The sequence below is a fragment of the Kandleria sp. genome (assembly GCF_017934775.1).
Lineage (GTDB): Bacteria > Bacillota_I > Bacilli_A > Erysipelotrichales > Coprobacillaceae > Kandleria > Kandleria vitulina.
On the sequence record NZ_JAGBIX010000023.1, the window covers coordinates 1 to 22694 of the forward strand.

The 22694-nt window shown below is 33.7% G+C and carries 23 protein-coding genes; 12 read left to right on the plus strand and 11 right to left on the minus strand.

The window, feature by feature from the left end; genetic code table 11:
- Positions 1-205: 205 nt before the first annotated feature.
- A complete protein-coding gene (locus J6L95_RS03110) occupies positions 206-646 on the plus strand; it encodes a hypothetical protein (protein WP_287458114.1) in 441 nt (146 codons plus the stop codon).
- Between the two features lie 45 nt (positions 647-691).
- On the opposite strand, the gene J6L95_RS03115 is transcribed toward J6L95_RS03110, so the two are convergent.
- Positions 692-1753 (minus strand): AraC family transcriptional regulator, encoded by a 1062-nt coding sequence (locus J6L95_RS03115; RefSeq protein WP_287458115.1) that lies wholly within the window; start codon positions 1751-1753, stop codon positions 692-694.
- A gap of 153 nt (positions 1754-1906) precedes the next feature.
- Here J6L95_RS03115 and J6L95_RS03120 point away from each other — a divergent pair, with 153 nt between their 5' ends.
- Genes J6L95_RS03120 through J6L95_RS03130 form a run of 3 tightly spaced genes read left to right on the plus strand, consistent with a single transcriptional unit; the run spans position 1907 to position 6108 of the window.
- Positions 1907-3259 (plus strand): MFS transporter, encoded by a 1353-nt coding sequence (locus tag J6L95_RS03120; protein WP_287458116.1) that lies wholly within the window; start codon positions 1907-1909, stop codon positions 3257-3259.
- A complete protein-coding gene (locus tag J6L95_RS03125; protein ID WP_287458117.1) occupies positions 3252-4508 on the plus strand; it encodes an MFS transporter in 1257 nt (418 codons plus the stop codon). Before J6L95_RS03120 ends, J6L95_RS03125 begins: the two co-directional genes overlap by 8 nt.
- Positions 4509-4521: 13 nt before the next feature.
- A complete protein-coding gene (locus tag J6L95_RS03130) occupies positions 4522-6108 on the plus strand; it encodes an alpha-L-rhamnosidase-related protein (protein ID WP_287458118.1) in 1587 nt (528 codons plus the stop codon).
- Positions 6109-6162: 54 nt separating this feature from the next.
- Here the strand turns inward: J6L95_RS03130 and J6L95_RS03135 are convergent, their stop codons facing one another.
- A complete protein-coding gene (locus J6L95_RS03135; protein WP_287458119.1) occupies positions 6163-7563 on the minus strand; it encodes an ROK family protein in 1401 nt (466 codons plus the stop codon).
- 76 nt (positions 7564-7639) lie between these two features.
- The gene (locus J6L95_RS03140) at positions 7640-7807 is read right to left on the minus strand and encodes a hypothetical protein (protein WP_287458120.1); all 168 of its coding nucleotides are present in this window, start codon (positions 7805-7807) and stop codon (positions 7640-7642) included.
- Positions 7808-7957: 150 nt separating this feature from the next.
- Between J6L95_RS03140 and J6L95_RS03145 the strand changes: the two genes are divergently transcribed.
- On the plus strand, positions 7958-8983 hold the full coding sequence (locus tag J6L95_RS03145; protein ID WP_029072683.1) for an NAD(P)H-dependent amine dehydrogenase family protein: 1026 nt from the start codon (positions 7958-7960) through the stop codon (positions 8981-8983).
- 921 nt (positions 8984-9904) lie between these two features.
- Positions 9905-10117 carry a hypothetical protein gene (locus J6L95_RS03150; RefSeq protein WP_287458121.1) on the plus strand — a complete coding sequence of 71 codons (213 nt, stop codon included), beginning with the start codon at positions 9905-9907 and terminating at the stop codon, positions 10115-10117.
- 910 nt (positions 10118-11027) lie between these two features.
- Here the strand turns inward: J6L95_RS03150 and J6L95_RS03155 are convergent.
- Positions 11028-11396: a NifB/NifX family molybdenum-iron cluster-binding protein gene (locus tag J6L95_RS03155; RefSeq protein ID WP_287458122.1), complete on the minus strand. Its 369-nt coding sequence runs from the start codon at positions 11394-11396 to the stop codon at positions 11028-11030.
- A 23-nt stretch (positions 11397-11419) separates the two neighbouring features.
- Entirely contained in the window at positions 11420-12283 is an 864-nt protein-coding gene (locus tag J6L95_RS03160) for a LysR family transcriptional regulator (RefSeq protein WP_287458123.1), read from the minus strand.
- 107 nt (positions 12284-12390) lie between these two features.
- On the opposite strand from J6L95_RS03160, the gene J6L95_RS03165 reads away from it, so the two are divergent.
- Both J6L95_RS03165 and J6L95_RS03170 read left to right on the plus strand, forming a co-directional pair.
- On the plus strand, positions 12391-13407 hold the full coding sequence (locus J6L95_RS03165; RefSeq protein WP_287458124.1) for a YeiH family protein: 1017 nt from the start codon (positions 12391-12393) through the stop codon (positions 13405-13407).
- A 142-nt stretch (positions 13408-13549) separates the two neighbouring features.
- Positions 13550-13930, plus strand: a complete 381-nt coding sequence (locus tag J6L95_RS03170; protein WP_029072685.1) for a DUF4186 domain-containing protein — start codon at positions 13550-13552, stop codon at positions 13928-13930.
- Positions 13931-13941: 11 nt separating this feature from the next.
- Here the strand turns inward: J6L95_RS03170 and J6L95_RS03175 are convergent, their stop codons facing one another.
- Complete coding sequence (locus J6L95_RS03175) at positions 13942-14628, minus strand: deoxynucleoside kinase (protein WP_031589988.1); 687 nt, start codon at positions 14626-14628, stop codon at positions 13942-13944.
- A gap of 207 nt (positions 14629-14835) precedes the next feature.
- On the opposite strand from J6L95_RS03175, the gene J6L95_RS03180 reads away from it, so the two are divergent.
- The gene (locus J6L95_RS03180) at positions 14836-15411 is read left to right on the plus strand and encodes a nitroreductase family protein (RefSeq protein ID WP_029071462.1); all 576 of its coding nucleotides are present in this window, start codon (positions 14836-14838) and stop codon (positions 15409-15411) included.
- On the opposite strand, the gene J6L95_RS03185 is transcribed toward J6L95_RS03180, so the two are convergent.
- From J6L95_RS03185 to J6L95_RS03195, 3 genes are all read right to left on the minus strand, one after another.
- Positions 15401-16159, minus strand: a complete 759-nt coding sequence (locus tag J6L95_RS03185; RefSeq protein WP_287458125.1) for an MBL fold metallo-hydrolase — start codon at positions 16157-16159, stop codon at positions 15401-15403. The two genes, J6L95_RS03180 and J6L95_RS03185, sit on opposite strands and share 11 nt — an antisense overlap.
- Before the next feature lie 156 nt (positions 16160-16315).
- On the minus strand, positions 16316-16786 hold the full coding sequence (locus tag J6L95_RS03190; RefSeq protein WP_074685680.1) for a DMT family transporter: 471 nt from the start codon (positions 16784-16786) through the stop codon (positions 16316-16318).
- The gene (locus J6L95_RS03195; protein WP_029071464.1) at positions 16783-17202 is read right to left on the minus strand and encodes a DMT family transporter; all 420 of its coding nucleotides are present in this window, start codon (positions 17200-17202) and stop codon (positions 16783-16785) included. Before J6L95_RS03195 ends, J6L95_RS03190 begins: the two co-directional genes overlap by 4 nt.
- A gap of 79 nt (positions 17203-17281) precedes the next feature.
- Between J6L95_RS03195 and J6L95_RS03200 the strand changes: the two genes are divergently transcribed.
- Both J6L95_RS03200 and add read left to right on the plus strand, forming a co-directional pair.
- Entirely contained in the window at positions 17282-17926 is a 645-nt protein-coding gene (locus J6L95_RS03200) for a cyclic nucleotide-binding domain-containing protein (RefSeq protein ID WP_287458126.1), read from the plus strand.
- Between the two features lie 205 nt (positions 17927-18131).
- Positions 18132-19148: an adenosine deaminase gene (gene add / locus J6L95_RS03205; RefSeq protein WP_287458127.1), complete on the plus strand. Its 1017-nt coding sequence runs from the start codon at positions 18132-18134 to the stop codon at positions 19146-19148.
- 9 nt (positions 19149-19157) lie between these two features.
- On the opposite strand, the gene J6L95_RS03210 is transcribed toward add, so the two are convergent.
- Positions 19158-19928 carry a class I SAM-dependent methyltransferase gene (locus J6L95_RS03210; RefSeq protein ID WP_287458128.1) on the minus strand — a complete coding sequence of 257 codons (771 nt, stop codon included), beginning with the start codon at positions 19926-19928 and terminating at the stop codon, positions 19158-19160.
- Positions 19929-19987: 59 nt separating this feature from the next.
- The gene (locus tag J6L95_RS03215) at positions 19988-20686 is read right to left on the minus strand and encodes a class I SAM-dependent methyltransferase (RefSeq protein WP_287458129.1); all 699 of its coding nucleotides are present in this window, start codon (positions 20684-20686) and stop codon (positions 19988-19990) included.
- Between the two features lie 129 nt (positions 20687-20815).
- Between J6L95_RS03215 and J6L95_RS03220 the strand changes: the two genes are divergently transcribed.
- A complete protein-coding gene (locus J6L95_RS03220) occupies positions 20816-22609 on the plus strand; it encodes a flavin reductase (protein WP_074623907.1) in 1794 nt (597 codons plus the stop codon).
- Positions 22610-22694: the final 85 nt, after the last annotated feature.

Sequence of the window (22694 nt, forward strand, 5' to 3'; positions counted from 1 at the left end):
AAAATGATTCATGGGTATACTCCTTTGTGGTTGTTTTGTTTGCAGAAATCATTCTACAAGGAATATACCTTTTTTGTCTATTGAATAACGTCAGATAAAATTCGACAAAACGAATTTACACAAAAAATTTTACACTATGTTACACTATTTTTCTTTATATACATCTATAAAATATATATAATTGAAATAAAGAGAGGAAAAGATTATGAATAAGAAAGTAAAACACATTGTAGTAATATTTTCGATTGGATTAGTAGTATTAATAGCTTTTGTATTCTACAAGGCACTTCAAGATCCATCTCAAGGTAGGGATATAGAGTACAATGAAATAGGAATTGAAAATTATGAACAGTTTTGGAAAATCGATTTACCTAGTGTAAAGGATCATATCTTTTCGTTGAGTGCCCATGATACAAAATATAGTGTTTATGAACTTAGTGATAAAGCTGATTTTAGTCAGTTTAAAAAGGGAACTACAGCGAATGAAATACGTAATGCATTAGAAGAATATACTTCATCTCGTTATAAAAACAATCAAATACCAAAAGATGCAACGGGTTATTATTTGATCAAAGAAAATGATGGAAATAAGATCTATGTACAATCTGATAAAAACAAGTTATATATACTTGAAATAAATATATAAAAAGGATATTCACAAAAAATGTGAATATCCTTTTTAAGTTCACATTTATTGATTAGAAATATTTTCTTTTCTATATTTAGCAGGTGTCGTATGAGTTTGTTTTTTAAAAGCACGAATAAAAGTTTCAGGATTCTCATATCCTAAAGAGTTTCCAATTTCACGTACTGACATTTGTGTATTGACAAGCATGTATTGAGCATTTCTAATGCGTATGATTCTTTTCCAATCTGAAAACCCCTGACCAGTATGGGATTTAATTAATCTAGAACAATAAGCAGTGGAGAACCCAAAATGATCCGCAATACCTTCTAAGGTTACATCAGCGACATGTTCTTGGATATAGCTCATTACTTTGAAATCATCATGTTTTTTTTCGTTATGGGAAGAATAAGAAGATTCCATAGTTTCAGCACCTTCTCTCATAATATAGGCAAATTGTGAAGTCAATAAACCAATTAAAATTTGATCAGAGTAGTCATCATGATAAAGTTGTTCCTTATAAAGATTCATCATTCTTTGTTGGTAGGCGATAAAATCTTCCTGTTTAGTATGAAAAATAACATATTTAATTTGTTGAGATTCATACATTCCTTCACTAAAGAATTCACTTAATAAATCATGTCCTTTCATCATAGGGGCAAACATGAAGTAGAATGTTTCTTTTTTTAAAAGAATATTAAAGATAATAGAAGAATCATCAAAAACTTCCATCGTATGGAATATGCCAGGAGCAATGAAAATGAAATCACCTTCTTTAAATTGTTTTCTCTCTAAACCGATATTTTGAACACAGGATCCTGAGAATACTGCAATGATTTCAAAAAAATCATGTTTATGTATAAATGCAGGGGTATATCGATTATGTTTGGTAATGAAGACATTTCTGTTTTTATCTTGAAAATAATCATTATCAGTCATTTCATAAGGAATGAATTCAGGAAAAAGATCAGGAACAATAAGATGTCTTTTTAATACATCTTCTTTATCAATTGAGGCTAGAAACGTCTTGAGTGATGAAGAAGATTTTTTTGCATTATAGAGCTCTTTGTAGAATTGTTCATCTTTATTAAGGTTAATCATAGGATTCATTGATTGATGTTTTTTCATATAGACCTCCTGTAAAAAAATATATCAAATATAATCATTTATTAAACTGATTATAAAGCAAAATATCAAAAAAAGTCAATTTATTAGTCAATTCTCCCAATATGAAGAAATAAAAGATAAATCTATAATGATAGTGAAAGGAAGGATGAATAGATGAAATCAGTATTTAATTTGTATAAGCAAAGACTTGGATATGGTCTAGGTGATTTTGCTTGTAATTTAATTTGGCAAGTTATCTCATTATATCTACTTTATTTTTATACAGATATAATGAAACTTGATGCCAAAGCAATCGCTGTTATGTTTATTGTTTGTCGTATTATTGATGCTATTACAGACGTACTTGTTGGTTATGCAATTGATAAGACAAGAACGCGATGGGGTAAAAGCAGACCTTGGTTCCTATTTGGAGCAGTTCCTTTTGCTTTATCAGCATTCTTGGCATTTAATGTTCCACAGATTGCTCCATCTGGAAAATTAGTATATGCATATGCAACTTATATTTTCTTATCATTTATGTATACCGTTGTAAATATTCCTCTTGCTTCAATATTACCAGCACTTACAGATGACATGAATGAAAGAACTGTATTGGCTACATGGAGAAAATTCTTCGCATTTTTAGGCTCAACTATTGTCTCAGCTACAGCACTTTCACTTGTTCATTTAGTAGGTAAAGGAAATGAAGCTTTAGGTTTTCGATTTGTAATGGGAATGTTTGGAATTATAGGATCAATATGTTTCTTCTTAACATTTGCATTAGTAAGAGAAACCAACCTACAAGAGCAGACAAAGAGTGTGTCTCTTAAAAAGACTGTTTCTTCTTTAGCACAAAATAAACCATGGAAAATATTTGCATTGAATATTTTATTTCAATGGACGGGATACTTTTTACAGTCAGCAGCATTGGTTTATTACTATAAGTACTATGTTAGATCTACATCAATGGCCTCTCTTGTTGCAACAATTATGACAATCGTACCAATGGTTGCAAACTTTACAGTTCCATTTTTAGCAAAAAAATTAGGAAAAAGAAACTTGTACGAACTATCTGCTTTTGTACAGTTGATTGGTCTATTGATTATCTTTATTGGACAGCTGCAAACATCTATTATCATTACTGGTGCTTTTATTTCAGCATTAGGATATGGGATTAAAGAAAGTATTTATTTCTCAATGCAAGCAGACCCAGTTGATTATGGAGAGTGGAAAACAGGAGTACAAGCTGCAGGAACATTGTCATCGTTAAATGGCTTCTTAGGAAAAGTAGCACAGGCATTAGCAGGAGGTATTTCAGGGTTATTACTATCTTGGGGTGCTTACAATAATGAAGCATTAGTACAAAATGCCAAAGCGCTTATCGCTATTAAGAGCATGTATATCTACATTCCAGCTTTATTGTTAGTGTTATCAATTATCACAATGTATTTTTATAGATTAGACAAGCAGTTCCCACAAATTCAAAAAGAACTCGCTCAAAGAAGAAAGGTGAAAACATATGAGTAAAAATAGTACAAAAAAATATATGCCACTCGTTGTAGCGGCAGGAATAGGTTCAATGTTAGGCTCTGGTATAATTATTGGACTTTCAGCAACAATTGCGGTATGGCAAAATGGATTAGGATTAACTGATGGACAGGTAGGTATCCTTTCAGGTGCTCTTACATTTGCTATTGCAGCAGGATCATTATTGGCAGGAACAATCACCAAAAAATTTGGATTAATTAAATCATTTAATACAATGAATCTCTTTTATTTAATTGGAACATTAATCTGTGTTATGTCAAATCAATTTATGGTACTTCTAGGCGGTCTTATTATTGCAGGCTTTGCGTCAGGTGCCGATCTTCCTATTAGTTTAACAGTAATATCTCATGATGCTCCTGATGAAAAAACATCAGCTGAATTAGTTGCCTCAACACAAGTATTCTGGCAGATTGGGGTATTAGGATCATATGCAATGGCATTTATTGTTTCAACAGTATCTGGTGCAACAGGTGCACGTATCGTCTTTGCATTATTGGCAGCTTTCGCTGCAATCGCATTCTTATGGAGAACACTCTCTCCTACATTTAGAACTTTCCATGAAGCAGGGAATGCTTACCGAGCTGCTGAGGGAGAAAAAGCAAATGAAGTATCTTTTACTACTTTATTTAAAGGAGAAAATTCATCACGTTTTATTAAATTCTTTGCCTGCATTATGATTTTCTACGTTTGTTGGAATTTATTAGCTAACACATTCGGACAATTTCAGACATATATTCTCGTTAAGGCAAATGCTTCTCAGTCATTAGCAACAGGAAGTGGAATTATTCTTAATATCGTAGGACTTATTTGCGGAATTATGTTTGCTAGTGCAGCAGGCAGTAAACATCGTAATAAATTCTTCTATGTTGGAATCTTTATTCAGGCCTTAGCAATGATTGGAATTGCTCTTGGTGGTGGTTCAATCTTTACAATTGTCGCAATGATTGCTTGTTATAATATTGGTAATCAGTTTGCCGGAGAATCAATCTATAAAGTTTGGACACAGGAATCATTCCCAGCATCCGCAAGAGCTTCTATGCAAGGTTTCATAAATGGTTTTTCAAGATTCTGCTGTGGACTATTTGCATTGATTACACCTTTCTTAGTTGCACCTTCACGCATTCAAGGAACAATGTATGGCTTTGCCGGAATTGTATTAATTAGTGCTGTCGCTGGTACTGTTATGATTGCTCTTCAAAAGAAATACGGCGTAGCTCAAATGAAGTAAAAGGAGAGAGATTATGGCATTTACATTTCAAATAAATAATGAACTTCAATTCAATCATGATGAAGAACTATTAAAAAAAGCAGAAGAGAGTTGTCCTGAAATAAAGAAAGAAACAAAAAAAGCTCTTCATCTTGTTAAACTAATACAAGATCAGACACAACTAGATGGTATTGGTACTTCCATTCTAGAAAAAGATATTGATCAACTATCAGACTATCATCTCAAAAGAGATGATAGTCTGATCCTAGATTTTGGTAATCATTATGTAGGATCATTTTCAGTAGACTTAGATCAAGTTGGATCTCCTATGGATGCACCATTATATATACGCCTAAAATTTGCTGAAATGCCATGTGAACTTAATGCAGAATCACAAGACTATGTTGGCTGGTTAAGTCGTTCATGGATACAGGAAGAATTTATACATATTGACGAATTACCATGTACACTAAAATTACCAAGAAGATACAGTTTCAGATATGTAGAAATAAAAGTCATTGATACATCTCCAAAATGGCAAGTAGTTATCAAGAATCCAACACTCATCACTGAAACATCAGCAGATTATAGTAGATTAGAACCACTTTCATTGGAAGATAAAACATTACAAAAAATATATGACGTTGGATTAAAAACATTAGCAGATTGCATGCAGGATGTTTTTGAAGATGGACCAAAGAGAGATCGACGCCTTTGGTTAGGTGACCTGCGTTTACAGGCATTAGCCAATTATTCAACATTTGATCAATGTGAACTAGTAAAACGCTGTCTTTATCTATTTGCCGGAATGACTGCAGAAAACAATAAAATATCCGCAAATGTTTTTGTAAAACCTAAACCGTTACCAGATGACACTTTCCTATATGAATACAGCCTCTTCTTTATCTCAACATTATATGATTACAATAAGGCACATCCTGAACTTGCATTTGTGAAAGAACTATACCCTATTGCCAAGAAACAAATGGATGTTACTTTAAAAATGTTTACAGAAGAAGGAAAATTTATTCCTGATGAAGACTATCCTGTCTTTGTAGATTGGTCAAATGCCTTTAATAAAGATACCGCAGGACATGCTGAAACAATCTACGTGTTAAAACAATTTATCTCTTTAAGTCATCTTGTAGAAGATGAAGATGCACATATTTACACAAAAGCATTAAATCAATTATCAAATTATGCTAAAGAACACCTATTTAATAAAGAAAAACACCTCTTTGTAACAGGTGAAAATGAATATAATATTGCATCACAAGTATGGATGGTACTCGCACATGTCATGGATGATGAAACAAACAAAAAAATAATGAATAACACAATTGAACAACTTTTCTCAATCAAGAATATTGCCACTCCATATATGTATCATCATATTGTAGAAGCATTATTCGAAGCTCATTTAGATAAAGAAGCAATCGCATTAATGAAAAAATATTGGGGAAAAATGATTGAACTAGGTGCAGATACATTCTGGGAAGCTTTTGATCCAGATCGTGTAAGTTATTCCCCTTACGGATCACCAATAGTTAATAGTTATTGTCATGCATGGAGCTGTACACCTGTTTATCTAATTAAAAAATATATTTTAAACAGTAAGTAACAATTACTGTGAAATAAAAAAGGATATTCACAAAAAGAGTGAATATCCTTTTTCTTATTCTAATAGATTCTTATTCTTCATATCCAAGAAAGAAATATGCATTAATGAACCAAGATGCATATAATCCAATGGACGATCAATTTTAATAAATTCTGGAAGATATTCTTCTGGAATATCTTCGCTGATAAGAGACTTTAACTCATTGATGTTAGGAATCATATCTGAATAAACCGCAATCACCGCAGGTGCAATAAATGCTATCATAGGAACGATGTAGCTCTTAGCTACAAGCATAGCTCCTTCTTCAGTCTTCACCATCTCTAATCCATTTTCATATTGTTTATGCATATACCTGATTTCACCTGCAAAACCATTCTTCCCGTAGATAAGGTGATCATTTAAAATAAATGCACTACCACCAACATTATTGCCTTTTCCTACATAATAAAGACCAATATCTTTATAATCTTTTAATGTCGCATGAATTCCAATAAGACATGCATTCGTATCATTAAGAAGATAGAAAGTCTTCTTATACTTGTTTTCAAGATAAGACTTAAAACCTTTCATCTTAAAATCATTATACGTATTTATAATAGAATCACCATCAGTCGTACCAGGTAGACTAATGCATATTCTCTCTATATCAGGATGCATATCAAAAACCTGATCTAATATCCCATTCAAATCAGAAAGACCCACATGACATAAGATCATATTTTCTTCATGTATCTCTTTATTATGATCATAAACACGATAACTGATCTTCGTATTCTTTAAATGTCTAATAAAACATATTGTAAGTACCTTGTTCAAATCAGATATATGTCTTTGAATAGTAAATAATGCTTTCTCTTCTTTCTCTTTCTTATGAGACAAAGTCTCATTGATAAGAGCTAAAGCTCCAATCGTATCATACCTTGCAAAGATCTGCGCTGGCAGCGCAATGATTTTTGCTTTTAACGTATTTTTTAGCTTAGGCAGCTGGTAGGATACTTGCGGAGCTAACATGATGAGATCGTAGTTATCTCCTTGGTATAATAAATCAGTTACAGGCAATGCTTCAAAGTGCATGTCTAAATGATTCTCTTTAGCACTCTCTTCTAACATAGAGGAAAACATACTTGTGGTTAAAGCACTAGAACAGCTTAACAGCACTTTAATAGTTTTGCTTTCCTCTATTTGTTGAAGGGTAGTGTTCATCTGAGAAAACAGATCTTCCGCGTGAAGAAAGTTCTGAAACTGAAAATGAAGATAGAATTCTACTTCTTCACTCTTAGTAGAAACAATCTGCATTTCAATAATATCATTATCATAAAAACCAATATGGCCATTGGCATTCTTGCTGTGAAAAGAAATGACATCATCATTTTTTTCAAGATGATAATTCTCTAACTGATAAGTAACCCACTTCTTAAAAATACTACAATGAATTGTTCTTAAAAACTCATTCATAGAAAACTCCTTCCTATTGATATAACGGTAAACCGCTAATAATGTGAAATAAAAAAGCTTTATTCAAGCTTTTTTATTAATCCTGTAAATCACTGAACGTATCTAATGCATCTTTTACTTCATTAGAAATAACACGTAAATATTCATATTCACATGTCTGATCTAATTCTAGAAGTTTTTCTAGCAATAATGATACGGAGGATAATTTCTGTAAAGCTTCTTCATAACGTTCTTCTCTGTTCACTAATATCCCTCCAAAATAGAAATAGTACACCTATATATATTATACAGTGAATATTTCTATTTTTCATCGATATTATATATTTTGTTTATGATGATAACGCTTTCGTTAAAAATAAATAAATGTGATAAAATAAAAACAGGAGGTGTTAGTGTGAAAAAAATAAGAGTAGTACAGTATGGTTGTGGCAAGATGGCTAAGTATATCTTGCGTTATCTTTATGAAAGCGGCTGTCAGATTGTCGGGGCTATCGATGTAAATCCAGAAATAATAGGAATGGATGTTGGAGAATTTGCCGGCCTTGATGTTAATCTTGGTGTAACTATCAGTAATAACGCTGATGAAGTATTAGATGAAACAGATCCTGATATCGCTGTAGTAACATTGTTTTCTCTTGTAGAAGATTGTTATGAACATTTTGAAAAATGTCTTCTTCGTGGTATCAATGTTATTACTACATGCGAAGAATCAACATATTCATGGACTACAAGTGCGAAGCTAACACATAAACTTGATGTGATTGCTAAAGAGAATGGCTGTACATTTGTAGGAGCAGGTATGGAAGATGTCTTCTGGGTAAACATGGTTGCTATGGTGGCAAGTGCCTGTCATAAGATTGAACGTATTGAAGGTGCGGTTTCTTATAATGTAGAAGATTATGGCTTAGCTCTTGCTAAAGCACATGGTGTAGGATTAGATGCAGATACGTTTGAAAAAGAAATTGCCCATCCTGAAACTATTGAACCATCTTATGTATGGAATTCTAATGAAGCATTAGCACAAAAACTTGGATGGACAATTGAATCTCAACAACAGGAATGTGTTCCTTATTTTGAAGATGAGGATGTTTTCTCAAAGACACTTGGAGAAACTATTCCAAAAGGAAAATGTGTTGGCATGGCTGCTGTTGTAACCACAAAAACAATGCAAGGACCAGTTATTGAAACAAGATGTATTGGAAAAGTCTACGGTGAAAATGATGGAGATATGTGTGACTGGAAGATCATCGGTGAACCAGATACAGAGTTCCATGTTGTAAAACCTGCAACAGTAGAACATACTTGTGCAACTATTGTTAATAGAATTCCAACTGTACTATATGCAGAACCTGGAGTTGTTACACTTGATGAACTTGAACCAATGGACTATCTTACTTATCCAATGGAATATTATCTATGAAAAAAAGCAGGGTGTCCTGCTTTTTTCATCTATCTTGAGTGATACAATTTTAAGAAATGATGTAGAATCGTAATGGTAGAGAACTTGTTTTAAAGATCATCAATCAATCTCAAACATCTTTAGAATTGAAGCTGGGAATCGAAATAAAGAGGCTTTCATTCAAGTTATTTTTTCCGTTGGTATGGAACCAGCGTTGGGTGATGTCATCCTGTGCAGTTTTACCCTAGTGGCAGAGTTGCCACCCTGTTATTTCAAACACCTTGTGGTGACATTGACCACTTTGGTGACAAAATTTCTGATAGTTTTGTTAGCTTTCGCCTTTATCTGAAGCATGATTGTCTGTCTCTTAAGGCACTTCTAACTGGATCTCTGCTGGAGATAGATGGTGCTTGGGAAAACTCCCTATAACAAAAGAAGACCGTATGAAAAAATGCGGTCTTTTATCTTTGGTATACACCCAAAGAGCTCACTTACTTGTTTTTTTGATAGCGTTTCTGAATCATTATGAAAAAGAATATGAAGAAAGACTAAAACTATACAATTAATCTTTTAACTATTAAAACAATGTATATTTATATCTTTTTTTTTGAATAACTATATTTTTGTTGTCTATTATGGATAGATACACTACAATTTGTTTATAAATTATAAGAAAGCCAACTATAAGAAATTCAAGTAAAAATTGAAGTTTTATTACAGGGATATGGAAAAAAGCATACTTCTGCTAATTTTTATAAATTAAAAACATATTGGTATCAAATAGATGGTTCTAAGGTAAAAATTGGTTGTAAAGCAACTTATGTGTTAAATAAGAATGGTAAGGCTAAAGTAGTTAAAAATCGAATTCATCAGTACCAGGATTATCTTCTTAAATCTAAATATTATCAAAATGGATTTTATTCTAAATTAGGTGCTTCAGTAGTGTCAGGAATAGGCGCTATAACAGTACTATGTTTAGATATTTTCGCAACAGCAGGATTAACCGCTTCAGCGAAGAAATTAATGGCTTCATTAGCTATGATTTCTTTGACTACTGCTAGTATTGCTATTGAAAATGCACATAAAATGTATCTTAACCATGCGAAAATGGTCGATCGCTATGATGAAATAAAGAGATATGGAGTAAAAAAATAATATGAAATTAAATAATAATATTGAATCTCGAATAATAAAAGTATTTATGCTTATCTTATTGACATTTTATGTTGTACTTCTTATTTTAGTTGGTTTTGGTTTTATAGAACCATTTATAACATTAAACATTGCCATCAATATTGGTATGATTGTTTTCCTATGGTCATTATGTAGAGTTATTTAGAATTATGAAAACAGATAAGTCTAATTATAGAGCCACATTATTTCCAGTAACCGCTTTTTTTGATCTGTGGGAAAGGCATGGGGATACAATAGTATCATACCGATACTTCAGAAAAAAAGTGATGAATCTCTCCGCCGAAAGTTGGATTCATCACTCGTCCTACGACAATATGATAATACTTCAATAAGACAAAAAATCAATACCACTGACGAGTCAAAATTCATTGATGACTTCAGAATAGAATACGGACCGGCAGAGATTCTCGCTCAGCTTCGCCTGAAGAAGAGCGAATTCACATGGCATATCCATTCATACGTATATAGACGCTACTGCTATGGTGAAGAGAGAATCATGCTGGAACTTGTAAGAGTCAAGCATATCAATGACGACGGAACATTCACGATGCGTACGGTCCTTCCGTCAAACGGATGTTCTTTTTTTGCACAGCAGGACTGGAATTTCCGGCTCGCATATGTCTCAAGTTTTTTATGAATCGAAAAAACAGACTGGAGGAAACAGCATGAAAAACTTTACTGTAAGCTTTGAAAGAAAGGACGGAGAGGGAAGATGCTACATCCAAGCGGAAAGCACAGAAGAGGAATGAGCAGCTAAAAACTATATCGTACTATTCAGTAAAAAAGACGGTTTGATGATTTGAACATAGTAAAAAAGATCAAGAATAAAAAAAGAATCTGTGAAGTTCATCTGACTCCACAAATTCTTTTTTTAATGACCACAATGATGACCGCAATGATGATTGGCATGCTGATGACAAGTTTTCCCATTAATCTGAGGAAGAGTACCAGCAATAAGCATAGCTACAGCTTCATCCGCATTTCCGCTTACTCCCGCATATAATTCAATACCCATTTCATGAAGAGCCTGAATGGCACATCCGCCAATACCACCACAAACAAGAGTATCTGCTTTAACATCTTGTAAGAAAGTCGCTAAGGCTCCATGACCTTGTCCATTTGTATTAACAATTGTTTCCTTAATGATTTGCCCATCTTCTACATCATACACTTTAAATTGTTCTGTATGACCAAAATGAGGGAAAATCATCCCGTTAATATAAGACACTGCAATTCTCATAAAATATCCTCCTAAAAAATTTGTTATTGTTTTCTTAATGAGTTAAAGTATAACACATAATCACGTGAATAATCATTATCTAAAAATACATAGTTGAAAGAATGAGAAATATTCAATCCCTTAATAGTAAAACATGCAAGTTCATCATCATTTCTTATTAATGGTTCATAAGCAAACGTGATCCCATTAATACGTTTTAATACATCAATAAGTAATGAAAAATGATTGATGGATGTTATTCTCTCAAATTCATTAATAGTATGATTATGTTCAATTAACATTCTTTCAAGAATATCTCTTGTCCCTGATCCTTCTTCTCTAATAAGAAGATGCTGATAGAAGATATCATTTAAGGAGATAACTTTATTGGCAAAAGGATGATCCTTATGACATACCCCAATAAAAGGTACATTTGCATATTCTATATGTTGATATTTGCTTTGATCAAAGAAACCTTCTACTAAGGCAAAATCAAGTAAACCTTTATCAATATAGCTAAGAAGTTTCTTGGTATTATCAATAGTGACAGAGATCTGATTATCTTTATTTAAAGCACACAGCGACACTTGATTCTTAATCACATATTCCCCAATTGTTTTCGTTGCCCCAATATGAAGAAACCTTTTATTGTTATGTGAAGATAAAGCTTGAATAAATTGAGATTCCTGATAAATAAGGTTTTCTACATAATGTTCAAGCATAGCAGCCTCTGTAGTCTTATGTAGCCTCTTCTTATCATATAAGAAGAGTTTGCATTGATAGACCTGTTCCAATTGTTTGATTTGATTTGACACAGCAGGCTGTGTCAAATGTAATGCTTCCGCCGTTTTGCGATAGTTCATAAGCTCACAGAGTTTTAGAAAGGTAATAAGTTTTTGATCGATCATACTGTTCTCCTTGATAAATAGATTTTATTAATTGATAAAAAGTAATAATTAGATTTTATGAGAATTGGTTGCTATAATCAAGCGGTATGAAAGAAAAGAGGGTAAATATGAGTTTTATTAAAGATAAAGGATTAGGGATCCTATTATGTTTTCTTATCGCATTACCATCTTGGTTATTAGGAAAACAATTTCCCATTGTAGGTGGGGCAGTCATTGCGATTCTTTTAGGAATGATCATTACATTGTTCTGGAACAATAAAGGAAAAGCACAATCAGGTATTCAGTTTACATCTAAATTTATTTTACAGTCTGCGGTTGTGCTATTAGGATTTGGAATGAATTTAAGTGTTATTTTACAAACGGGAAAAGAGTCATTACCCATTATTATTGGGACAATTTCTACGTCCCTTATCGTTGCGTGGATTCTTCATAAGATCATGCATATTCCTGGAAATATCTCAACTTTAATTGGGGTGGGTTCTTCTATTTGTGGTGGTTCTGCCATTGCGGCAACAGCCCCTGTTATTGATGCGGATGATCATGAAGTTGCACAAGCTATTTCTGTTATCTTTTTATTTAATGCGCTCGCTGCTTTATTCTTCCCAATCTTTGGGAAAATCATTGGCTTTAGCCATATTAGCGGACATGCGTTTGGAATCTTTGCAGGAACAGCTATTAATGATACATCATCAGTGACAGCTGCAGCTTCTACTTGGGATAGTATGTGGAAACTAGGAAGTCAGACATTGGATCAGGCGGTAACAGTGAAATTAACAAGAACATTAGCCATTATTCCAATTGTGCTAGGATTATCCGCAATCAGATCACATGATAAGAAAAACTTTACATTAAAAAAATCGTTACCTGTCTTTATTATTTATTTTATTATTGCTTCACTTATAACAACCATCGCATTACATTTTGGTATCTCTTCAAATATCTTTGCACCTTTTAAAGAATTAAGTAAATTCTTTATTATTATGGCGATGGCGGCCATCGGCCTTAATAGCAATGTGATCAAGCTTATAAAAACAGGAGGAAAACCCATTGTACTTGGTGGTATATGTTGGATGGCCATTACGATTGTAAGTCTTCTACTTCAACATATAACATATATCTGGTAAAAAAAGAAACGAGCAGAACATCTGCTCGTTTCCTTTTTAGGAAAATTTTTATGAAGGGATTGTAGCTCTTTACTTGCTACAAGGATAGTGTAGTAAATAAATGTGGGAATATTCCATATCAATTATGTGATATAATGTGATTATGGAAAAACTAATAACCAAAGAAAAACTTGAGGCATTATCGCATTCAAAATTCAGAAGTCAGTTCCATCTTAATCGCAATATGAAAAACTATGCAAAAGAAAAGGGAAGTGAACTCATCCAGCAGCATGCCTATGATTTTATTAATAAAAGATTAAGACCAGCACATATAGAAAATGATGGAAAACAGACACCTACAAGAAGGAACTCTCATCCTGTCTTTCTCGCTCAGCATGCTTGTGCTTGTTGCTGTAGAGGGTGTCTTGAAAAATGGCACCATATTCCAAAAGGAAGAGAACTTACTGATGAAGAAGTAGATGAAATAGTAAAACTCTTGATGATGTGGATCAATGCAGAATTAAAAAGACAAGATTCTAAGTGAATCTTGTCTTTTTATAACTGACTGATTTTTTCCTGTAAAGAAGTATATTCTTCCTTTGAAATCTTTCCTAATTCCAATAGCTTATCATCGATGGCATTAAGTACACAACGACGATCATCCATGTTATTGACGAAATCATAGCGATTGCCATTGATGACCATCTTTTCTGATGCATCATAGTCCTTGAACCAAGGTTCATAATGAGCAATTAGGTTTTCATAATATTCTTTAAGTTTAGGATCATGATCTACTTGTTCATAATCTCTGCCTCTCATCTTGATATGCTTGATGACAGTATCATAATCTACATCAATATGAATAAGAAGATCAGGTGCTTTCTTATGCGCAGCATAAGGAAGTTCTTCCATCATATTATCAAGAAGAGAATCATAGACATCAACTTCCTGACTTGTCGCTCTTCCCATTTCTGCATTCATATGGAAGAAAAGAGAATCTTCATAAATAGAACGATCAAGTACATTGTTGTCATGAGCCATAGCTTTTTTAATAGATGCAAATCTCTTATTTAAGAAATAAATCTGCAATAAGAATGCATAACGATCAGGATCTGCATAGAACAGTGGAAGAATAGGATTATCTTCTACAGGTTCATAAAAAGGTTCAGTCCCTAAGTGTTCTGATAAGATCTTTGTGAGTTGGGATTTTCCAGCTCCAATCATACCGGACATAATAATCATCACATAATCAACTCCCGTGCTTGATTACAATACATTATTATTAAAAAAAAATCCAGTAAAAAGATAAAATTTGTTGGCTTGCCAACTATTTTTTATGATTAGAAAAAAGCTTTAACTTAAAGCTATTTATAATATTGCATTAGAAAGCATATTGTTTGATATCATCAATGCTTTTTAGTATTGTAGAGTTATGAAAGGAGTGTTTATATGACAATATTAGACACATTAAAAAAGAGACGTACAATCTACCAATTAAATAAAAATATGCCTGTATCCGATGAAGAAGTGATTCAGGTTATCAATGATGTAACGGAGTTAACACCGGATGCATTTAATATGAAAAGCGCAAGGGTCATTGTCGCAATGAATGATAACCATGATGCATTATGGGATGTCATCTATGATGCATTTGAAGGAAAAGTAAGCAAAGAAAAGATCCAGACATTCAAGGATGGATATGGAACAGTACTTTACTTCATTGATGATCAGGTTGTAGAAAACCTACAGGAACAGTTTGCCCTTTACGCTGATAACTTCCCAGTTTGGGCTCAGCAAGCCAACGGTATGTTACAGTATGGAATCTGGAATGCCCTTGCAGATCTTAATGTTGGTGCCTCATTGCAACATTACAACCCAGTTATTGATAAGGCAGTAAAAGAAATGTTCAATGTCCCAGAACATTATCGCTTAATTGCTCAGATGCCATTTGGTGGTATTGTTCAGGAAGCAGAACCTAAAGAAAAAGAAGACATTACACAGCGTGTAAAAGTCTTCAATGGTTAATACTCTCACCTATATGGAAACGATGAAGCTGATCATTCATGATTGGCTTCATTTTTTTATACGCTTCATCACTTGTACAATGTCCTGTATAAAAAGTTGCTTTAGTCTTCTTTAATGCATAAGCAAGCTCTTCACATCCTTCAAGATCTTTTTTACTTCTTAGATGAAAACCACCAATTACTAGACGTGGATAATGGTGGAAGTGAGCATAGAACGCATTAATGATATGCATGATGCCATTATGAGCACATCCGGCAATAAGGATTTCTTCATCGATAATTAATGATTGTTCATGAAGAAAAGGATCAAGATGATGATCTTCTCCTTCATACATACCATCCTGTGGATAGGATAACTCTGAAAGAAGATATAAATGATCATTGATCTTCTTGCTAGAAGATAAGAAAGTCACACGTGAAGAAAGATCTAAAGTAGGATCGATGCCAATATATTTTTCATCATGATAATGTGGCAATAGAGCATCCTTTTGCATATAGATCTTTGCGTTCTTATTGATTTTTAAAAAGTCACTCAGTCCTCCTGTATGATCATAGTGTCCATGACTTATAATAAGAGTATCTACTTCTTCAATAGGAAGAGATAGTTTTCTGGCATTTTCTAGATATAGTGAAGAAGCACCGGTATCAAAGAGAATATTGGTGTTATGAGCTTGAATATAAAAGGATAGACCATGTTCATTCTTGAATGAAGAAGAAGGATGGTCATCCATCAATGTTGTGATTTTCATAAAAAAACTCCTTTTTGAAAGAATATCATGAAAAAAATGATAGGACAACTTCATTTTTGTTTGACAATAGAGTGACTATATGATAAAAAAGATGAAACAGTTTGTTAGTGGACAAAAAAAGACCAAAGATATTGTCTCTGGTCTAAAATTTTACAATTATTCAACTGTAAGATTTTTCTTTACTAAACGAATATGTAAATGGTCACCGTAATTGTTGATAAACATACCAACGATTACGATTGCACAGCCAATAATCTTGCGGATGGAGAACATGTGCAAGAATAGGGCATCAAATATCATACCACTAATGATCTGTGCAATAAATGTAATGAGTGTGAGCCTAACGGGAGAAATTCTATTCACTAAGATCGTCAGGAGAAAGACGTTTACAACGCTTAGAATTCCTCCAAGGAGAACTGCAGGCTGGCTCACAATAGGAGCTACCGTAATTTTTTGTTGATACATAAAAAGGCTAACTATAAATAAAGGAATACTTGTGAGGAGTCCTGTTAAATAGTTCATAAATGTGCTAAGAGTTGGGGTTGAGTACTTAGTTAAGTAGCCATTGACTTGTCTGCTTAATACAATGGAACATCCACTAAGTAAAGCACAAATTGCTTCTATCATAACATCATCACTCCTATTCCGCCTGCAACAATAACAAGGCCAACAAACTTTGCAAGAGTTAACTCCTGCTTAGTTACGCCAAGTAAACCATACTGCTCTAGGAAGATAGATGTACACATCTGTCCTAACAAAGATAGAGCAGTCATGGCCGCAGTTCCGATACTGCCAACGGCGATGACCTGGAACAGTGTCGTTGAGACACCGATGACTCCACCTAAATAGGCAAATTTGGGAGTCTCTTTATTAAACTTGATTGATTGACGAGTTGCCAACATAAACATAATGACAGTCATCAATCCAGATAAATGTATAATAACTGTTGAGAGATATGATCCAGTGATTGCTGATAGCTGACCATTGAATATACTCATCAATGAAACAATAGTTCCACAAAGGATCGCATATAAATAATTCATTTGTTCACCTCACGTTGTTGTATTATAGTGAGTTGCTTTAAAATGAAATAGGACATATGTCATATTCGAGGTATAAAAAATGCAAAATTATGAATATTTATTGAAGGACATCATGTCTCCCGATTATTATCAATATCTGGATTTGAGAGAAATCCCTAAGGGAGAGCATCTTCTTCTTCAGGGACAACAATTAACACAGGTGTACATTCTACTTAAGGGGAAGGTTCGTACGACTCATACTACTAGTAATGGTTCTACGCATCTTTATTCAATTTCAAGTCCGTTGACATTGATTGGAGAAGTAGAATTCATGAGCCGTCAGGATGTACAAAATGATGTCTTTGCCATGACTGATTGTGAATGTTATGTCATTGATGTCATCAGATACAGAGATTTATTCATGAAAGACCTCGTCTTTATGACATATATCTGTACTACTATTGCCAATCGTATTCATGGAACAACGCAGAACTTCTCTATTTCTGTTAATTTCCCAGTTGAAAACAGACTTGCATCTTATATGTTAGCTGTTGAACAAGGGGATATTGTAGAAGAGAACTTCGTGGAAGTAGCCCAGATGATTGGATGTAGCTATCGTCAACTACAAAGAGTTATTAAACACTTTATTTCTCTTGGCTATATTGAAAAAGTGAAGAGAAGCGTATATCACATTTTAGACAGATCAGCTTTAGAAGAGCTTGGGGAAGATCTGTATTTTACATAGGGGGATGTCTTATACGTTTAATAATAAAGTTCCTAGGTCTGATTTTGATACAGATCACTTGAATTTGTTATTGTGGGAAAGATTTACGATGCTTTCTCTTGTGAGAATGATTTGCTCATACATGATCCAATAGCTGATATTGGTTATTGCAAAAATGATAAGATGGTAGTTAATGAAGAATGTATCAAGTTGATTACTATGTCATATGTTTGATAGAAAGGAAGTAGCTGGTTTGAAATATGGAAACTGTTTAATTGATTTGCATCTTCATCTTGATGGATCTTTATCACCGGATATCATCAGAAAGCTAAGTCGACTTCAGAATGAAACCTGTACACTAAATGACCAAGAATTAGAAGAGCGACTTATGGTAAGTGAAGACTGTAAAAGCCTGGATGAATATTTAGAGAAATTTGAGTTTCCAGGATATTATCTTCAGACAAAAGAAACAATATCTGCAGCTGTTTCACTTCTGCTTGAAGAATTACATGAACAGGGGCTAATTTATGCAGAAATCCGTTTCGCTCCACAAAAACATAAAGAAAGAGGACTCACACAAGAAGAAGTCGTTCTTGCTGCAATAGAAGGCATGAAAAATGCCCCTATTCCCGCAAGCCTCATATTATGCTTAATGAGAGGGGACGATACATCCTCAGAGAACCTCGAAACAGTCCGATTGGCAGAAAAATATCTCCATAAAGGAGTAGCGGCCATCGACCTCGCTGGAGCAGAAGCCCTCTATAAGACACATCTCTATAAAACCTTCTTTGATTATGCTTCCTCGCATGAAATCCCATTTACTATTCATGCCGGAGAAGCAGACGGTGTCGAAAGTATCAGTTATGCGCTTCTCTTTGGCGCTAAGCGCTTAGGTCACGGTGTCCGTGCCTATGAAAGTGAAGCGCTCATGAAATCTATCAAAGAACAGAATGTGACATTGGAATTGTGTCCAACTAGTAATTTAAATACACAGATATTCACTGATTTAAAAGAATACCCACTACGTACGTTCCTATCCTTTGGTATTCCAGTTACAATCAACACTGATAATATGTCTGTGTCGCATACGACTTTACAAAAAGAATATGATAAGCTTATTGACATATTCCATCTTACTGATGAGGAAATAAAACAGCTTCTATTAAACAGTGTTCATGCATCCTTTGCATCACTGGAAGTAAAAGCCTTATTAGAAGACAAAATAAAAGACAGAATCGACTGATTCTGTCTTTTATTTTGAAAGAATATCTAAAACATGACGAGAAAAACCTAATAGTTCTGGACGTTCACATGTAGAATAGTGATATTCCATAAAGTATGTAAAAGAGTCATCATCCATATGATTGATCTCTTTTTTCATATATTCCGCAAAGCCATCTTGCGCAATCATTTTCTTTCTTTTTAATTGTAAGGCATCTTTTAGATGATTGATATCTTCAATGCGAACATATGAATAAAGCTCATTGCCTTTTGGTAGTACATGATAATTCTGATCGACATGATGATGTTCTACAGACTGTTTAATAAAGCCATCTCTAAAGCCATGCTGGATGATCGCATATTCATTCATGCAATAGCTGATCATGATATGTCCACCATCTTTTAATACACGCTTAGCTTCACTTAAAGCCTGACATTTTTCTTCAAAGCCCATTAAGTGATACATTGGTCCAAAAAGAAGAACTAAATCAAAGGTGCTATCTTCAAATCGAGATAGATCAATCGCATTTCCCTGATAAGCTTTAAGATGAGGGGCCTTGGATTGAATTCTACGTAAATTATGTTTTACGAGCTCAACGGCAGTTACATCGTATCCTTCCTGATAAAGAGGTACGCTATAAGCGCCAGTTCCAGCACCGATATCTAATATTTTTGTATCATCATTTAAATATTTGTGGATATAAGTCATGGCAGTAAGAAATTCTACCATGCCATGTCTTGTTGTTAATCGTTTGTCTTCATTGAATTTATTATAATACGCAGTAATTTTATCTATGTTCATTTGTAATACTCCTACACATTCTTGAGTATCTTAACATAGCCGCAGGAAAAAAAGAACGATTAATGAGATTTTTTTCCGTAGATGATAACTGAATCTTTTAATAGCCCCGGCAACATTAAATATCCTGGGACATCCTTGTAGTCATAGATGACATGAAGACCTAGCTCTTCAAATGAAGAAACATCTTCACAATGACCTTCAAAGGCAATATAGCCATTTTTCTTTAGGACACGTAATCCTTCTTTAATAATGTCAGTGCTATCTTTTTTAGAAGGGAAGAATGAGTAGACATAGTCAAAGGTTTCATCTTTAAATGGCAATGATGTCAATGGAGATGCAATTGCTTCTACACGTTTATTGACTTTGGCTTCTTTAAGATGAGAACGACATTCATCATTGATATCAACACTTTTAATAAGTGCACGCTTATTTTTTGCTAATAAGATGGACGTAAAACCTCTCTTGCATCCTAAATCAAGAACAGTACATTTCTTATCTTTGATTGATAATCTTTTCATTAATGATCTTGCCTTATGATCAAGAATGCTGTCGTTTTTGTATTCTAGCTTACGGTTACAGAATCTAAGGAATAGGGTGAATCCAAGCATAAGCAAGAATAATGAAAAAAGAATGACAGCGAGAACTGTGTTATGAATTGTTGCATCGTTTATATATTGTAAAAAGATAAAAGCAATTGTACTTAGATAGAGAATATTAAGAAACTTGTTTGAAAACCATCCTCCATATTTGTTTTCCATATGATCACCTCATTATTAGTATAGCGAAAACAAAATGTTTTTGCTACTGGTTATACTTTCATAAAATATGGCATTATCATTGAATACATCTTGTGATTCATTTATCATAAAAGAAAGGAGATAATGTTTATGAGTAATAATGTATCAGACACAATTAAATATGTAGGAGTCAATGATCACTCTATTGACTTATTTGAAGGACAATATCATGTGCCCCATGGTATGTGCTATAACTCGTATGTCATTATAGATGAAAAGATTGCTGTAATGGATACAGTGGATATTCGCTTTGGTCATGAATGGTTGGATCACATTTATAATGTGCTAGATGGAAGAAAACCTGATTATCTTATTATCCAGCATATGGAACCTGATCATTCAGCTAATATTGAGAATTTCTTGAATGTTTATCCTGATGTACAGGTAGTCGGCAATGTAAAGACCTTCACGATGATGGAACAGTTCTTTGGTGCAGGTTTTGCTAAAAACAGAGTTGTTGTTAAGAATATGGAAACTTTATCATTAGGAAGTCACGAATTGACATTCGTATTTGCGCCAATGGTTCATTGGCCAGAAGTCATGGTTACTTATGATGCAAAAGATAAGGTTTTATTCTCAGCTGATGGCTTTGGTAAATTTGGTGCATTGGATTATGAAGAAGACTGGGATGATGAAGCCCGTCGTTATTATATTGGTATTGTTGGTAAATATGGTATGCAGGTGCAAGCATTGCTTAAGAAAGCTGCTACATTAGATATTAAAACGATTGCCCCATTGCATGGTCCAGTTTTAAAAGAGCATCTTGAGCATTATATTGGACTTTATGACAAATGGTCGAGCTATGATATTGAAAAAGATGGAATTCTTGTCGCTTATACAAGTGTATATGGACATACAAAACAGGCAGTGGAAACATTGGTCAATGATTTAAAAGAAAGAAAATGTCCGGATGTAAAAGTCTATGATCTTGCAAGAAGTGATATGTCAGAAGCTGTAGCTGATGCATTTAGCTACGGTAAGGTTGTATTAGCTACTACGACATATAATGCGGATATGTATCCATTTATGAGAGAGTTTATTGATCATTTAACAGAAAGAAACTTCCAGAATCGTACAGTGGCCATGATTGAAAATGGCTCATGGGCGCCTATGGCTGCGAAATGTATGACAAAAGAACTTGAAGGATGCAAGAAGCTTAATATTCTTTCACCCATTACAATCAAGTCCGCAATGCATGAAGAAGAAAGAGAAGCTATTTCTCAATTAGCCGATACACTTTGTATGGATTACGTAGAAACAGCGCCAGATGCTCCACGTAAAAATGATATGACCGCATTATTTAGACTTGGTTATGGTTTATATGTCATTACTACCAATGATGGCAATAGAGACAATGGGTGTATTGTCAACACAGTAACACAGGTAGCTGAAAATCCTAATCGTTTAGCAGTATGTATCAATAAGAACAACTATACTGATCATATTGTTTCTAAGACAGGAAAACTGAATGTCAACTGTCTTTCAGAAGAAGCACCATTTAGTGTCTTTGAAAGATATGGCTTTAAATCAGGAAGAAGTGTGGATAAGTTTGAAGGTCTTTCGGTAAAAAGATCTGATAATGGTCTTGTGATCTTGCCACAGTATATTAATGCGATTATGTCTCTTCATGTAGAATCAAGTGTAGATTTAGGTACACATAATATGTACATCTGTACAATTGAAGAAGCACGTGTTGTATCAAATGCCAACACAATGACTTATACATATTATCAGAATAATGTAAAACCTAAACCAGAAACAGAAGGAAAGAAGGGTTGGGTCTGCACTGTATGCGGATATGTTTACGAAGGTGAAAACATCCCTGATGATTTCATTTGTCCATTATGTAAACATGGTGTCAGTGACTTTGAAAAGATCGAATAACTATGAAGAAAAATATATACATATTGATGGTTTTTTTCTCCTTATTAGCAGTCAATATTGTACCTGTCAATGCCTCCCTCAATGT